The sequence below is a fragment of the Granulicella mallensis MP5ACTX8 genome, assembly GCF_000178955.2.
Classification (GTDB): domain Bacteria; phylum Acidobacteriota; class Terriglobia; order Terriglobales; family Acidobacteriaceae; genus Granulicella; species Granulicella mallensis.
Genome location: NC_016631.1, coordinates 2,282,944 through 2,299,126, shown reverse-complemented (window position 1 = coordinate 2,299,126; position 16,183 = coordinate 2,282,944). Strand labels below are relative to the sequence as shown.

11 protein-coding genes are annotated in these 16,183 nt (G+C 57.3%); 2 read left to right on the top strand and 9 right to left on the bottom strand.

Features of this window, described 5'->3' with window-relative positions; all coding sequences use genetic code 11:
• Positions 1–171 precede the first annotated feature (171 nt).
• Both ACIX8_RS09725 and ACIX8_RS24535 read left to right on the top strand, forming a co-directional pair.
• The gene (locus ACIX8_RS09725; protein WP_014265166.1) at positions 172–2,799 is read left to right on the top strand and encodes a glycoside hydrolase family 2 protein; all 2,628 of its coding nucleotides are present in this window, start codon (positions 172–174) and stop codon (positions 2,797–2,799) included.
• Between the two features lie 1,007 nt (positions 2,800–3,806).
• Positions 3,807–4,706: a helix-turn-helix domain-containing protein gene (locus ACIX8_RS24535; RefSeq protein WP_150110556.1), complete on the top strand. Its 900-nt coding sequence runs from the start codon at positions 3,807–3,809 to the stop codon at positions 4,704–4,706.
• A 55-nt stretch (positions 4,707–4,761) separates the two neighbouring features.
• Here the strand turns inward: ACIX8_RS24535 and ACIX8_RS24530 are convergent, their stop codons facing one another.
• From ACIX8_RS24530 to ACIX8_RS09675, 9 genes are all read right to left on the bottom strand, one after another.
• Entirely contained in the window at positions 4,762–6,867 is a 2,106-nt protein-coding gene (locus tag ACIX8_RS24530; RefSeq protein WP_014265164.1) for a family 16 glycoside hydrolase, read from the bottom strand.
• Positions 6,868–6,955: 88 nt separating this feature from the next.
• Positions 6,956–8,629 (bottom strand): type VI secretion system baseplate subunit TssK, encoded by a 1,674-nt coding sequence (gene tssK / locus ACIX8_RS09710; protein ID WP_014265163.1) that lies wholly within the window; start codon positions 8,627–8,629, stop codon positions 6,956–6,958.
• Positions 8,626–9,525 (bottom strand): hypothetical protein, encoded by a 900-nt coding sequence (locus tag ACIX8_RS09705; RefSeq protein ID WP_014265162.1) that lies wholly within the window; start codon positions 9,523–9,525, stop codon positions 8,626–8,628. Before ACIX8_RS09705 ends, tssK begins: the two co-directional genes overlap by 4 nt.
• A complete protein-coding gene (locus ACIX8_RS09700) occupies positions 9,522–11,204 on the bottom strand; it encodes a hypothetical protein (protein ID WP_014265161.1) in 1,683 nt (560 codons plus the stop codon). Before ACIX8_RS09700 ends, ACIX8_RS09705 begins: the two co-directional genes overlap by 4 nt.
• Entirely contained in the window at positions 11,201–11,707 is a 507-nt protein-coding gene (locus ACIX8_RS09695; RefSeq protein WP_150110555.1) for a hypothetical protein, read from the bottom strand. The genes ACIX8_RS09700 and ACIX8_RS09695 overlap by 4 nt, the downstream gene beginning before the upstream one ends.
• Before the next feature lie 54 nt (positions 11,708–11,761).
• Complete coding sequence (locus ACIX8_RS09690) at positions 11,762–13,105, bottom strand: hypothetical protein (protein WP_014265159.1); 1,344 nt, start codon at positions 13,103–13,105, stop codon at positions 11,762–11,764.
• Entirely contained in the window at positions 13,105–13,608 is a 504-nt protein-coding gene (locus tag ACIX8_RS09685; protein WP_014265158.1) for a type VI secretion system contractile sheath small subunit, read from the bottom strand. Before ACIX8_RS09685 ends, ACIX8_RS09690 begins: the two co-directional genes overlap by 1 nt.
• Before the next feature lie 11 nt (positions 13,609–13,619).
• Positions 13,620–15,074 (bottom strand): vWA domain-containing protein, encoded by a 1,455-nt coding sequence (locus ACIX8_RS09680; protein ID WP_014265157.1) that lies wholly within the window; start codon positions 15,072–15,074, stop codon positions 13,620–13,622.
• Complete coding sequence (locus ACIX8_RS09675; protein WP_150110554.1) at positions 15,071–16,024, bottom strand: FHA domain-containing protein; 954 nt, start codon at positions 16,022–16,024, stop codon at positions 15,071–15,073. The genes ACIX8_RS09680 and ACIX8_RS09675 overlap by 4 nt, the downstream gene beginning before the upstream one ends.
• Between the last annotated feature and the right edge of the window lie 159 nt (positions 16,025–16,183).

Genomic DNA, 16,183 nt, shown 5'->3' with positions numbered 1-16,183 from the left:
GCGCCGGTACAATCCGTGCAGAGATGCACTACTCGATGGACACAGGTTGTAGATCTGCGGCGTTGAACTTGTTATGAATGGAATGCTTTTACGTCAGGCGAATGGTGAGATTGACGAATCAGGCCGTCGCCATTAACGTTCTAACTCGCACCGTCTAAAGGAAGTGAACTTATGCTCGTAACGCTCCGCTGGATTCTCGCCATTGGTATCGTCCTGCCTCTGCCTCTCGCGCATGCCCAAGAGGCCGTCAAGGACTGGACAATGCAGGATGCGTCAAAGGTGACGGCGACTCCGGAGGAGATCTCATCTTCCCACTTCAAGCCTTCCGATTGGTATCAGGCCACCGTTCCGGGCACTGTGCTTACCACCCTGGTGGACAACAAGGTCTATCCCGAGCCCCTCTATGGCGAGAATATGCGTCACATCCCCGAGAGCCTCAACAAGACGGGATACTGGTATCGATCAACAGTCACGATCCCGTCGAGATACAAGCATCGGCAAGTCTGGCTCCACTTCGCAGGGATTAATTATGCTGCCGAAGTCTGGGTCAATTCGCAGAAGGTCGGCACCATTCGGGGTGCCTTTCTTCGGGGCGATTTCGAAGTCTCCAGGTTAGTCCAACCGGGCCACAGCTCCATTGTGGCTGTCTTTGTCACTCCGCAACCGCATCCGGGTATTCCACACGAACATACCGTAGCCCTCGGGGTCGGAAAGAACGGAGGTGAAACGGCTATCGATGGACCAACCTTTCTTTCGACGATCGGATGGGACTGGCTTGCGGCGGTCCGCGACCGCGACACAGGGATCTGGCTCCCCGTAACACTTTCGGAGACAGGCCCCGTCCTCGTGAAGAATCCATTTGTTACCAGTGAACTGGACAACGCTCACACCTATGCGAACCTCGCTATCTCTACCACTCTTGAGAATGGGACCTCCAAATCCGTAAAGGGCATATTGACCGGTGTGATTACCGGTCCTTCGGGCGATATCACCTTCCATGAACCGGTCTCGTTGGATGCCGGCAGGAGTCGGCAGATCAAACTCGACAGCACCTCAATTCCAGAACTGCACGTGATGAAGCCTTCTCTCTGGTGGCCGAATGGCTATGGCGCGCAGAGCCTCTATCACCTGGATCTGCGATTCGAGGTAGGAGGAGTTGTCTCGCAATCCGTATCGACTCAGTTCGGAATTCGGAAGGTCGAGTATCAAGTGCCTGACTCGGACAACCTTACGATCTCAGTAAATGGTGTTCGAATCATGATCCGTGGCGGAAACTGGGGCCTCGACGAGGCGATGAAGCGAATTCCTCGCGAACGCCTGGATGCGCAGTTCCACATGCACGCGCTCGCTCACATGAACATGATTCGCAACTGGGTTGGACAGAGTACGAGCCCCGACTTCTACGACCTGGCGGATCGATATGGCATTCTCCTTTGGGATGAGTTCTTTCAGCCAAATCCGGGGGATGGGCCCAATGTCACCGATATTCCCACCTATATGGCGAACGTCACAGATAAGGTATTGCGCTATCGCAACCATCCGGCCATTGCTGTCTGGTGTGCCCGCAACGAAGGCTATCCTCCGAAGGCTCTCGACGAGGCAATCAAGGCAAAGATGCTGATCCTCGATCCGAGCCGTCTCTATCAGTCGAACTCCGCAGATGGTCGCGGGGTCTCATCCCACGGGCCTTACTTCTGGCGCTCACCACGATACTTCTACGCGTTCAACGAAAGCTTCAAGACAGAAGTAGGCTCGGTCTCGATCCCAACGATCGAGTCTATTCAGGGCATGATGCCGAAAGAGGATTGGGAGAGCATCAATGACGACTGGGCTCAGCACGATTTAGCCAAAGGGGCTCAACGGGGCGATGAGTATCCTCTCGTATTAGCGAAGCGATATGGAAAGATTCGCAATCTGGCCGACTTTGTACGCAAGAGTCAGCTCGCCAACTATGAGACCTTCCGCGCAATATACGAGGGACGAAATGCCGAGATGTTCAAAACCACCACGGGTGTCATTACTTGGATGAGTCACCCGGCTCAGCCGAGCTTTGTCTGGCAGCTTTATCATTACGACCTGGAGCCAAACGCCTCACTCTTTGCTGTCGAGAAGGCTTCCGAACCAATCCATATACAACTTAACGAATCGAACGGCGCGATTCAGGTCGTAAACAATACCGCGAACAAGCTCTCCAACCTCACAGCAACCGCTACGGTATTCAGCCTGGACGGGGAGAAAGCTCTCGGAAAGTCCTATCCGGTGAATGACATTCCTGCCAGCACCACGGTCAAAATCGCGCAGATCGAAGTGCCGGCCAGGATTTCATCGATATACTTCGTCAAGCTGGACCTGACCAATTCGTCCGGTTCTGTAGTCTCCACCAACTTCTATTGGCAGAACGTTGCGCAGGATGACTTTGCCGCGCTTGAGACGATGACACCCGTCAGTCTCAATGCCTCGGGTTCCTCTCACGTTGAGGGTGACAAAACGATTCTCGAGGTCGATCTGAAGAACAATACAAACACAATTGCGTTGATGACTCACCTGCAACTTCATCGAGGACCTTCAGGCGAACGAGTGCTCCCGGCCTTCTACTCGGATAACTACATCTCGCTCGTACCTGGTGAGACGAGGCAAGTGACTATCCAAGCCGCGACGAAAGATCTGAAACAGGAGTCTCCAGTGATTGAGATTGACGGCTATAACGTGACAGTTAAAGCTGTGAATAGTGCCTTAGCAATTCAAGATAACCAGAATGCGCGGCCGTCATACTGGCCGGCGTCAGAGATTGTTCCTTAAAACGTAAGAACCGATGACCGTGAAGTACGCTGGTGAGCATGACCGTTCTCGCTTCGGCACGCCAAACCGGCGCAGGTCGTGGTGAGGAACCGTCAGAGCAGACCAGCCTTCATAGGCTTCTTCCCCTGAAGTTTGTCGTAATTGCGTGGTGAACCCCGTAACGACTCTAGGTATATTTCTGTGCGTCGCCGATGTCGGTCGCTGTGCCCAGCCCATGCCTCCATCAAAACTTCGCGCGGCAGCTTGCCATGGATAGATATTGCTCCGATGGCTATCGATTCGTGAACCTGTGCCCCGCCCCTCATATCGATTTCGGCGTTGTCGTGTCGATTGCCCTTTAGAGGCGTGCGAGGCTAAAGCCAAACTCCGATACTGTGTTCGCTTCAATTCCGAGCAGGGCTCGAACGCTGACATATGTCATCACCTCCGGATGACAAAAAATTGTTCATGAGGAGTGCATCGGAGCTGTTGGAGCAGTCGAGTTCTTTCCATTGCCAATTCGCGCGGACCCTGACTCGCTTCGAAGCTGTGTGAACTTTATCGAGCCGTTTCGCCCAATATTTGTTAGCACGAATACTCTCATAGGCAAATGGGTGAAAATTTCCATGTCTGCCATCGTCCCCGTGTCCAAAGATAGTGTCTTGTATCAGCTTCTCGTTGCTTCCAGGCAACATCCAATAGCGAGGCCTTTCCTAAAAGCAATAGCTGGTCAACTTCAATATTGAGAGCATTCTTTAGTAGTGACGAAAAGCCTCCGATGACTCTTGCCCGTTCTAAGCAATTGAGTATCGTGTCGTCCTGGTAAATTCTGATTCGCACAAGGTGCCAACCATTGATGCAATCGAAAGATAAATTTCAACCTCTATTCAAATTCCATCAGAAATAAAATGGTTTTACCTGTTGTTCAAACAGACCTCCGCAATCTGGAATTAGTCTTGAGGGGACTTACCTGGCAGTTTCTACTTCTATTTTTTTGAATTCGGATTCTGTCACGATGGAGGGCCCAGTTGCATTTTTCATCTTCTCCGCTCAACTCCACCCTTGCTTCAACAATGCGGATCATGGCAGTACACAGTGGTGAATGGAAGCCCCTGTTCAACTTGAAGATGGAGGGTGCCCTCTCCCCGTCTCCTTCGCTACGCATAGAACGGCACCGGATTGAGCCGGCTCTTTGGCCGAGCGTATTGATTCCGAAGCAGGTGGTCAGTCTCGCGCTCGACACACATGAGATCCAGTACAAATGCAGCTCCGACACCTTCAAGACTGCGCTGCGTCACAAGGGGACTGTCACAGTCGAGAAACGCGAGTATGAACAGAGCATTTGCTGGAGATCGGTAGCCACCACCCTGACCGTGGAATTGGATGACGAGATACTCGAGGACATGCAAGCTGAGGACACGGAATGGGATGCGGAAGATGATCGCATTCAGACATTGTCGCCCCTGCTTTATGCCCTTGAAGCCGAACGCCAACAAGGCTATCCGCATGGACAGCTTTTTGTGGATGGGATCGAACAGTCAATTGCCTGCATCGTCTCCACAATAACTGGCCGGAGACGGGTTAAACGAAACGGACATGTCCCGGCAATGGCGCCTTACCAGATGAAGCGAGTGGATGATTACGTAAAGGCCAACCTGGATAAAAAGATCATTCTGCGCGACATGGCGCGGCAAGTCGACCTGAGCACGTCTCATTTCTCGCGGCTCTTCCGAAAAAGTTCCGGTAAAACCCCGCATCAGTATGTGATCGAGCAGCGTATCGATCTTGCGAAGAGCCTGATGACTAATTTCCGCTATTCCCTGCTCGATATTGCTATCGCTTCCGGCTTCTGTACACATCAGCATTTCTCGAAGGTGTTTCACCGGATCACAGGTCACACGCCGCGCCAGTACCGCTCACGAATCTAAGTTGGTCTAGAGGCCGTAGTCGCGTTCGACGCACAGCCCCGTTCTATTGCTGGGCTCAGCTTTTACTGAGCTGCAGCGTGAAGGATACGGCGTTGGCGAGCGCCAACCGATCTCCGGAGCGCAGACGGGTCGCCGCCCCCGCAGGAAGCCTGCGACCGTTCAGGTACGTGCCATTCGAGCTGTCCAGGTCGATGACGTAATACAGGTTTTTCCGCTTATGCACTTCAAGGTGAAAACGCGACACGAGGCGGTCCGGGTCGCGCACGACCACCTCGTTCTTCTTGCCTGTATCCATGGCTACGCCACCAACGTGCGTCACTTCCTGATTGAGAAGGTAGCGGCGTCCCTTTTCAACGCCGTCGAGCGCCAGCAAATAACCGACGACAACCTGGCGGCGGCGGCGTGCAGCCATCACACCAGCAATCAAGGCGAGCACGGCGGCTGTGCCGAGGCAGCTCCAAAGCAGGATGCGATTGCGGATACGTTGATGAATGATCCCATTCAGATGATCGACTTCAGGCCCCTTCGCTCCCAATCGCTCGGCATCATTGAGGCGGTCACGCGCCTCGTTGGTCTTGCCATGGAGGAGCGCATCCTGCACCTGCTGCATGAGCGCATCGCGACGTTCAACATTCTGCTCAAGCTTCGAATTGGAATCCAGACGCAACTGCAGAACATGCTCCTGAATCTCCGACTGCGTATCTAGTCTGGCCTGGGCTTTATCCAATCGTTGCTGTGCAGGCATATCACTCGGATCGAGCGTCAGGATCTGCTTGTTGATGCGTACCGCCTCTTCCGGGCTCTGCGTCTCGAGGGCCTGCACAGTAAGGGTGCGGACCTGCTCGGCCCGTGCCTTGTCCTCGGGAGATTGTCCGGGCATGGGCGGCAGGTTGAAAGCCGGAACCGTTGTTGCCGCGGTAGCGGTTTGTTGCGGAGTGACAGCCGCCACAGGCGCCGGAGCAGGCGACGCGGTTGGGGCGGGAGCCGGTTGCGGGCCCTGCGGAAGCGTAGCGGCAAACACGCCAGTCAGCTCGACGGAGGCATGTTCGTTGCCCACAAGGATGCTGAGCGGCCCCGCTGTTGCGTGATACGTGCCCTCCGCCCGCGAATCGTAATCATCCATCACCTCATGACCATCGACCCACATTGCAAAGCGACGTCCCCGGTTGATCACAGTGAACGGATGCACACCATCAGCGACCGTCCCGGGCATTCTCACCTTCTCAGGAGAGAGAAGACTACCGGGCGCAACAGCTTTCTCTGCGCCGGAGAGCGCCAGGTCGACAGCGTAGCCAGAGGCGTATTGACCTGCGGAACCACGAGAGAGCAGCTCTGCCAAAGCAATGCCGCCATGCTGGCTGCCTGTCACCTTCGCGCTCATCTGCAGCAGAAAGTCCTGGAATGTCTGAACGGTCTCAAGCTGCCCTTCACCACCGGTGCCGCGAATGGCTCCGTCACCCGACCAGTGGGCGACCTTCGGCGGCTTCGATTTACCAAAGGGATTTGGAAGGTGAACACCACCGCTCTTTTTCTCAGGCTCCTTTGGGTTCACGGCACGCCATCCGTCGAGATTGGTACCGTTGTAAAGGTTATTGAGCGAAATGGGCTTGAGCCACACCGAGCGCACTTCGAGCCGGCTCCCTTTCGGTACTTCGAACTGAATGGCTCCAATTCGACTCTTCCCGTCGGTCTCTGCAGCGACGGGCATTCCATTGATGGTGGCGCTTAGCTGGTCGCCTTCAGCTCTGATCTCAAACTGACGCCAACTCTGCGCTCCGGCGGTCAGCGAAGCATTGCCATGCTGACCTTCAAGCGATCCATCCGTTAGCCCGATGTGAATCCCCGGCTGCGCGGGCTTACTCTCCGGGTCAAGACGAACAACAACGTCGGCGGGCCCTCCGGTGATTCGGGCATCAAACCGCAAGATGAAGTCCGCGAAGGGTAGATCGGAGTAGATTCGCGACGCGCTCGTGCCATCTGCGACGAGCGCGGAGTCGGTGATCTTCCAATTGCCCGCAGGCGCTACCCAACCAAATCGGTCGGTGCCGTTAAAGAGCCTGATCCATCCCGATGCTGGATCCTGGTCTCTGCCGGCGGACCACAACGCAGGAGTTGACGCAAGAACGAGCAGAGCCCCTGAAAACCACTTTAGCTTACGCATCTTCGAATGCCTTTACTTCCCTGCGCATGTCCGCATCTTCCAGAAGGGGCCCTAGGTTATCGAGCGAGGAAGCCACCGTTCGCTTCTCCTATTCTTCCAACCTGCGCCGACGAGTTCCGGCTATAGGCGCATCGATATACTGCTCCTCTTTCCTTGCCACGCTGGAGGGCCGGTTATTGACCGGCGGGCCTCCTGGCTGTAACGGCGGGCGGAACGCAGTCGCCAGTTCTTCGCGAGGCGCTTCCGCCTTCGTCTCTGGAGCTTCACCCATATAGAACCGGTGCCTCACGAAGAGAAGAACGCCGCTGACCGGAAAACGCGATGGAACGGTAACGCGCAGATCGACGATGGTTTGCACCTCTGGCGCGTCGAAATCGAACTCAACATTGTTCTGGCCTTCAGTGCGTACGGATGCGACACCGTGCAGCGGCGCGCGGCGCGTTCCGCTGCCCTCATTCATCCCCAGTTCCACGGGAATCTGCTCCTGTGAGTCAAAGCTACCCGCCGCATGAGCCGTCAAAATCAGCCGGTACTTTTCGCGCCCTTCGAGTCGAATATTGGCAAAGTAAAACGTCATCTGGTCTCCGAAGCCCTGTAGCCGCGCAGGCTTGGCGGCGAGCTTGTAGAGAGCACTTCCTCCGCGGTCGAAGAAGAAGTTCATGCTTTCGAGCATGGGGCTGACACGGAAGTCGATGTACTTGCCTTCCAATGCTCGCTCCAGCACTTCAATGCCGCGAAGCGCGCGCTCTGCATTTTGCAACTCCTTAGCGAGGTCATCCGACTGCCATCGACGCCGGTCTGCTTGCAGGATCTGGGTCAGACGATCGAGTGCAGGCGCAAACTCCGCTTCTCCACCGCTCCGCAGAGCGTCGAAGTACTGCCTTACCGGTGGACTCAGGCTCAGATGCAGCGCCGCGCCGTGCGTAAGCTTGCGCAGGTGGCCGAGAAATCGCCCGGGAGATTGCGTGATGTCCAGGCATTCTTCCAGGCTGTCATCGAGCAGTGGAATGACGGAACGCACGAAGATCAGCGTCTCGTCATCCAACCGGCTATCGATGCCACGCTCGCGCGCCATCTCGATGTATTCCTGCATGGCGCGATGCAATTGCATGAAGCGTCCGGATAACACAGCCAGCAGATCAACCATGGAACGCCAGCTTACGGTCAGTTCGCTCAATGCGCCCATGTGCAGACATGGCGGGAAAAACCGGGAATCGATCTCATAGGCAAGCCCCTGATCGCGAAGTCTCAATGCACCCACCATCAGGGCGTGATCCAGAGCTTCTCCGTGCGGCTCCAGGGTCAGCTTGCAGGAACGCACCCGTTCGGTCTGCATCTGCGGATTGTGCTCGTCTGCCGCCCCGTCGACAGCGACGTACTCGTGAGGTGGAACCAGCAGGTAGATACGAAGTTGCTTTTTGCCACCCAGATCGGATAATGCAAAGCGCCGCGTTACCGCTGTCTCGGGTGTGATCTCGACGGGCGTTCCGGATGGCGTAAGCCCGCGGCACTGCGACACCGTGATCTGCAGAGATTCCTCATCCTGGGTGATCTGAACGATGGGGTCGTGGCGGCCAACCCCGCTTAGCGCTTCAGGCAGCCGCAGGCCTCCGCCCACCAGCCCGAAATCCTTGGAGGTATACCGAAGCATCCAAAGCAGAGAGGCTTCATGAAAGCGTTCCTGCCTGACGAAATGCTCGGGAGTAACCAGCATTCCGAACTCCCAGTTCACCGCCGGCTTATATGTTTCTTGTGAATTCATGATTTCATCCCTCTCCCTAGGTGGAAGTTGACGCCGAGCCTGCCGTTCTTCATCTCATCCCCAAGCACGGGAATAAGGTTCTGGTCTTCGATGAGCCAGGCAATTTTGTAGTCCTGATAGGCGCTAAGGCAAAGGCCGCACGCCATCCTGAGCAATTCGCTGCCGATGCTGTCCTGGAAGTACCTGTATCGCACGAGCGGCACGGGGCCCAGGCGTAACCTGATCCCGTCCACATCCCGCATGCCATCGCCCGCAATCCAATCCTCGCCAAGCCGGCTGGAGCGCTCGCCCAGCCCTGAGATCTGGCCATAGCTTCGGTACGTGGGAAAACTCTCGACGGAATGCAGGGGCAGATCGAACAGCAGGTGCATGGTCAGCTTGATGCCGCTTTGGCGGCCACCGAGCCGCGCCAGCGCAGGCATCAGAAGCGACAGGCGAAACCACAGGTCTTCCGGCCAGCGCGACGCGTCGATCCCAAACAGCGCCAGCCATGGCAGGCAGGTCTCGGGATGCTGCTCTGAAAAGGCAAACATCGGCGCGCCAGCCCGGAACCAGCGGGCCAGCTTTTCAACCGGGCTGTCGAAGGCGCGGCAGATCTCTCGGGTGCCCATCTCATGTTCGGTGCCGGACTCGCGCATCGACAGCGGCAAGGCATGAAAGAACCCGAAGCCGGCGATAGAAAGCGCGACGCGCGTGGTCGAAAGCAAGGGTGTTCCCGGTGGCGGCGACTGCTTCACCACAGTGAGGTCCGGCCGCCCGGCACCAGCCATCAGCAACGTGATGCGTGCGTCGGGGACACCGAGCCGTTCCAACACAAGAAGCGCCGAATCGACCGAGTGCGCAAAACCCGCGGTCGGGGTCTGAAAGTCCGGCATGACGATGCTTGCAGGAATCATGCCCACGCAAGCTCCATGCTCAGTTCCACGTCCAGCGGCACGCGCTCCGCCAGAAAGGAGCGTAGTTCCACAAGCATGATCCGGGACTCTTCTTCACCCTCTACGAAGCGCTCCCGCTCCGCATGAAGCGAAAGGTGATAGACCCTCCGCAGGCCACCGCGGAGACCGCGCACGGTACGGGGTGTTACGTCGACTGCGCTAATACGGGTATCGAAGGAGCGTACAGCGGTCTCCAGATCCGTGCGGGTAAGGAGCCGCTCGCGCGAAAGAAGCACCTCTGCAAAGCGACGCCTGGCAACGTGCAACGCTTCCCCATCCGTGCCTCCTGCACTGGAAGTCAGATTCGCAACAAACAGCCCGGAGGTCCAAGTGGGCTTGGCAAAGCTGTTCAGACGCGCCGCCCCCATGCCATTGCCTTCACGACCCTCGGTCATCCAAAGCCTCACATTGGCATAGCTCTCGGGTTGACCGTCCTCCATCTTTCCGGGCGTCAAGGTGATCCGCTGCTGGTCCAGGCGATAGCGGCCAGCTCCTGCGTGCACGCCTTGCCCATACTCAGGCAGATAGGTCGAGCCACTTTCACCTGCAATGCTCATCCCGGAGACCAGAAACAACTTGCTCCGACCTTCGGGATTCAGCGGAATCGTAGTCCCGTTCTCAGCAAAACGAACCGTCTGATGCAGGAGTTGCACGTTCGAAGCGCTTTGCGCGTGCAGGTGAGCTGCTGTCAGGGAAGTATGGAGCGGCTCGATGCGCGGATCGAGCCGGATTCGCAGCCACGCCCGAGGCTTGTCGAAGAGCGCATAACGCCGAAAGATCTGCCGCAACGGAGCTTCCATGCCAAGCGGCTGACGGCAGGAAAAATCATTGTCGGCAGGAACCTGCGGAAGCACGAAGCATCGTCCCTGCCAGAAGCCCCCCGGCAGCGTAGGGATTTCGTCATTGCTGCTTGCTTCAGGAACACTCCTGCCTGAATTCAGCAACCAGTCAAAACGAAGCTGTCCTCCATTGAGCGGGCTCGGCCGCATGAGACCTCGCTCAGTGAAGCGCCCCGAGGAAGATGCGAAACACCAGTTCTCGCGCCGAAGCTGCGCATGCAGCAAAGCGGCATCCGGGCTGATCTGCAGAAAGAGCCCATGCCGGGAGAGGTGCGACGGCGCCAGGTTCTCGATGGCGATATAAATGCATGGGAAGCTACCGAGACGCGCCGGCGCCGCGTCATAACTCGGCTCGGCAAGGGCTGTTTCCTCAGGTAGTGCCATGCCGCTCAACAGCCGCAGCGATTCTTTCTCGTAGACAAATACCCCGGCGATACGAGCCGGCGAGACAGAAATTCCATAGTCGGCCAGGAAGCTGCTGCTGCCCCCCTTCTCGGGCTTTCCAATCAGCTCGGTTCCCGCGGCGATCTCCGCGGACTCCTGCTCGCAGCGGTAGGCAACGATGGTTTGCGACGGCTGTGCAAAGCGGCGATCGAGGTTCAATCCGTCGAGCAGTTCGCCCAGTAGCGCGGCACGCAAGGCGTTGGTATTCGAGGTGATGGAACCGATCTGATGCGCAAGCGTGCGAAACATCACGGCGAGCACCGGATCTATCGCCGTCCACTCTATGCCGTATTCGCCAAGATGCCGGCGAAACTCGTCTCGAAGCTGAAGGTCGATCTCGGCAACGCTTGCGTTCACAGTTCCTGATTTCCTGACGTTTTAGATAGAGTCGGACGAATGACAAACAGTGCGGAGAGATCGTCGAAGAGATGGGCCACCCATTGCGCCCGTGCACTTCCCTGCGATTCTCTCGATGGAAAATGAACCTCCATGCGATCGACACAATAGAGATCCAGGCCAAGATCCAGCAGCGCGGCATTCACATCGGCAACCAATGCCTCGCACCGTTTCATCCGCTGTTCCTCGGTCTCTGCATCACGGGCAACGATCTTCTGTAACTCCTCGAGCTGGTCTCGAATGCCAAATTGCGGACTTGCATGCCAGCTCCCCCGCGCTGTTTGCGCCATCAACACCAGCAGCCTGGAATAGGCCTCGCTCGCCTCTTCCTTCACGAGTTGGGCGCGTTCCAGACGAAGCGGAAATCGAAGAGCAAGACTTTGTTCGGTCACGTGTATGCAGAGCCAGGTGGATTCCGATGTACCAGGTGAAAATACAGGCGGCACGCCTTGCCAATACATCAACGGAAAGCGTGCCCATCTTTGGCATGCCGGCGCGACCCGGTGCCAACTTGCGTTTCAGCGAACGACGGTCTGTTGAGCTGCGGCGTCCGGGGCAAAGTCGGGCGTGTCGATCTTGAGCCGGAACGTTTCTCCGGGGCCCGTAGGTATAACCTCAAGCTTGAGATCGCATACGCCCTGCATCCGCTTGGCGGTATCCTTATCAATCTCCAGCTTGAAGTCGATGAGAGTTCCCGCCTCTACCTGCTCCTGCAGCATCTTCGTGATGGGCCTTTCGATCGCTTCATCGATAAAGTCGCGCGTAAGCACCTGCCCTGCCACCTGCAGCAGATGATGGCGGCAGCAACGCTCGACGTAGCGGATGATGCGATAGGAGGTAAAGAACTTGTAGACGCCGTAGGGGTCGTCCGCCAGCGTGCGGCAACCGAAGAAGCAAAGTTTGTTATCCGCGTCACGGATGATCGGAATGAGCTGCCGCTCCATGCTCAGATGTTCCATCTCCCCGATCAGCGGCTCAATGCGCGCCTTCCCCGGACCAGTCACCTGGCCGAAGCGCGAGCCCACCGGTCCCTGCGCCATGCCGACGGCATCGTCGGTACGTGCCACTGCGCCGGCAAACGCCAGCGAAGGCGGCCCATAAAGATCGTCGCCACCGTCGAGTGTGCGCTCAAACCAATGGCGTGGGCGCAGCTGAAGGTAGCCCATGACAACAACATCTGCAGCAGCGCGGTCCTCGGGACGCTTCAGGAATTCGTACTTGCCGCCAGGCCGGAAGTTGCGCTCGACATTCTGGAATGACTTTTCATCGTCAATGTCGGTGATCAACAGAATGCCCCACTGATTCGCAATACTTTCAAGACGCTCCCGAACCGGCTGGCTGATCATGCCAGGGATCACCAGATTGCAGATGTCGTCGCGGAAGTTGAAGTTGTCGTTCCGCCTCCGGCAGAAACTCTCTATCGCCGCGATCGTAACGCTGAAGATGCCCTGAATCTTCTTCGGATCGGTGTTCCAGATATAAAGCTCAACCGGCTTACGCTGCTTGCCGTCATACACCTTGCAGTTTTCGAAGAAGATCTGCAACTGCAGGTAACTTCTCTCTATCGGGCGCAGATAGGTGTAGACCTCTTCGAGAAGCTCGTCTCGCAGCTTTTCGGCCTGGTCGATCAAGTCCTGCAGCTTGAACAGTGTCTCGTCGAAGGAATCCTCCTCTTCAAGGAGATCTGTCACGCTCACGAGCTGAGTGATGAAATCGCGTGCCGTGCGCGGTGTAAAGATCGAGTCGATCGTGCGATCTTCATCGATCAGGCCGGGATGGAGCTCGGCGAAGATCTCAAGCATCACGTCCCGGGTCTCGTTCGCTTCCAGAATTTCGTGGGGAGTACGCGTGGCGGTTGCCATTATTTCGTCTCCCTCTCGGATACTTTCTCAAGCTCTTCACGGAGCTTGTCCAGCGCTTCGATCATCTGCTTCCGCTCCTGAGGGTCAGACCACGCGCGGCGCACTGCCGGCAAACGCCAGCGATCCTTGAGCCGATACAGCAGATCGATATTGTTCTTGAGGTCGGCGAGATCGTTTCTGGGAGACGTTACCGATCCGTCCTCGGCCTTGATCTCACGCCGAGCCATGAGGTTCGCTGGCTCGAAATCCTTCACGCTTTCAAAGCGCAGGTCCGCCTGAAAGGTAACGCCGTCCTCTCTCTGCGCGCTGCGAAACTTCAACCCCGGCTTAAACTTCGCAAAGGCATCTTCGAGCGATTCCACGACTACCGGCTCTTCACTATCGCTGCGCAACTCCGTACCTACGCGTTCCGCCGTCATCGGCATGGGAATCGCAGTGGTGCTGGTCGGCACCTTTCGTACGGCAGTCCGTACGCTTTGTCGCTTGACCTCGATAATCGGCATCTAGCTTCTCCTTAATGCAGGCGTGTCTTCGTAACTGAAAAGTCAGTCGCCGCCTTCACAATCGTGTTCTCACCAACCTGCCGCATCGCGCCTTGCGCGGGATAGTTCGCAGCCTCGAATCCGGGCGGCCCCGGCCGCAGCACAGAAGGGCCTGGGATCGAAGCAGCATCTCGACCGGGCCAATACTCCGGCCGTACGGGCCTTGCCAGCTTGGCCTGATAGCGTTCGGGCCAGATCCAGCGCGGTAGAACCCACCACAAAAACGCGAGCAGTGCTGCGAAGCCTAAAAATACAAGCACTGGCCGCAGCATGGACCAGGGGGATGTTTCGCTAATGCGGCTGCTACCGATATAGGCGCGCTGCTCCGCTTCGCTTGCCTCTTCATGAAACGACGGAGTTGCGAGCGGAGGCGCCCCCCATAGTGCCGGCCTATCTTCAACCAGGATGGTGCCGTCGGCAAGCGTGAACTTCGCTCGAAAACGCAACAGTCGTCCTGCAAGGAGGTTGCGGGTGCCAAGCTGCGCCGGTGCCTTGATCGCCACGGTCACATCGCTCATCTCGTTGACCTGCGCCACCAGAAAGGCCTTGCGCAGGACATCCCGGTCGAAGGTAATCAACGGTGGTCTCGTGCCGAGGCGGGTAAGGGCTGCCACGTCGAGCGTATTTTCGCTTCCCAAGCCAATCGGCAGCACCGAGACGCCGTCCTTCTCCACCTCTTTTGCGGCCTGCTCCAGTCCCTCGTTCCCCACCAGCAAATTCGCATCGTCTCCGGCCTGCGGCTGCACGTCATTGGCGCCATCAGTCAACACGAGTAGGCGCACTTCCGAGTGAGAATCGCGAGCCTCCTTCGCGAGCCGGTTTGCCGCGATGGAGACCGCGGAATACAGCGCAGTATTGTTGCGGCGCTCCGGCGCGGCCAGTGCATCCAGTTCGGCCTGCGCTTCGGAGCGCGAGCTTACAAAGCGCGCCCCGTCGATTCCAGCTTGCACGTTCCTTCCGGAAAATCCCGCAATAGCAACACGGTCCTGGCCATCCCGAAAGCCTTCCAGAAAGGCAGCAGCGGCCTGGCGCGCCGCGTCAAAGCGAGTCTCGCCCGCCATGTCATTTCCAAGCATGCTTCCACTTACGTCGATCAGCAACATCGTCACTTGCGGCAGCGGCGTGGTTTCGGACTGCGCCGTTGAGGCGGTGGCATAGAACGGCACGGTCGATTGCCCATCCACCTCAATCTCTGTGCGAGGTGCGAGCTCCCGCAGTGGAGGTAGTGGGACATGCGTTGGATGGCCGGCGGCATCCACGAATTGAAACTGAAGCCGGAAGCATGGATCGCCACCGCCCGGCTCGCACTCCATCAGGACAGGCTTCTGCGTGAATTCCAGCGAGACGCCCGTTCCCGTCTGGGCGGCAAGTGGCAGTGCCGCGCCCAGCAGGGCGCTCATGATCGCGGCCGTGATCAGCCCTTTCATACTTTCTGCCCGCTTTTCTTATGCTTCATAACGAACATGAGGGTTGTGCGGCCCACGACAATCAGGCTCCGATCTTCGAGTGGCCGTGGCGTTGTCACGGAGCGGTCTTGCAGACGAAGCAGGTACCGTCTCAGTCCAGACTCCGTCATCAGGTCCGGATGACGCGTGATGTAGAAGCGCCCATCCTTCGCGAAGATCCTCGCATGACGTGGAGCAACGGAGGCGTCAGGAATATAAATATCCACTTCATGTCCATAACTAGTCTTCGACAGATCCGCGCTTTGGCTGCCAACGATATAACTGTCCCCGTCCTGCACAGCCCACTCTTTGCTACCGAGTTTATTGGCGGCACGCACATCGCCGCTATTCATGAATCTCAGTACGGCACTGCGCCAAAGCACGGGAGCGAACGCGATTCCGAAACTAATACCGGCCCCTGTCAGCACAAACGCGAGGCATTGCGCCGCATCCGGAATCCATTGGCTCAACAGTGCGAATGCTATTCCGCCGATACACCCCCCACAGATCCCACCGGCCATTCCGTGAGCCAGCCGCGCACGGTTGACTGAAATCCAGCGCGCACCCAGGCCCGCTCCAACGACACCGCCGGTGACCAGCCACCCCAGCACCGTTGCAAGCGGAAGAGCGCCAGGCAGAGCCTCGCGCAAAGGCAGGTGCACCGCGCCCGATGCGGCTCCGCCAAAGAACCCGATAGCTGCACCGGAAAAAACCCAGCGCGCCTGTACTCGATTGCCTGCCCACTTCTCATCGAAGGCAACCGTCAGGCCACCGATAAAACCCCCGAGAAGCGCCGCCGCAAATACAACCGGCAACCATGCCGGAGTGCCCACAGGAAGCAAAGAAACAAGCAGGGCCTGACCCGCCCAAGCGAGCAATCCTGCCGTACTGCCAGCTAATGACATGAAGTAAAGCAGCTGAGTGATGTTCATAGAGGGATTCGTGGCGCCAAACAACCGGCTCAGCTCACGCCTTGAATTCTCTCTGCTTTAACTACTCGAGTTGTGTCAGATCGTCTGATTTATGGCACATCTCGCTCGTAAAATTTAAGTTTCGGTCATTTACTTTCTATTCACTATTTCCTGTCAGAG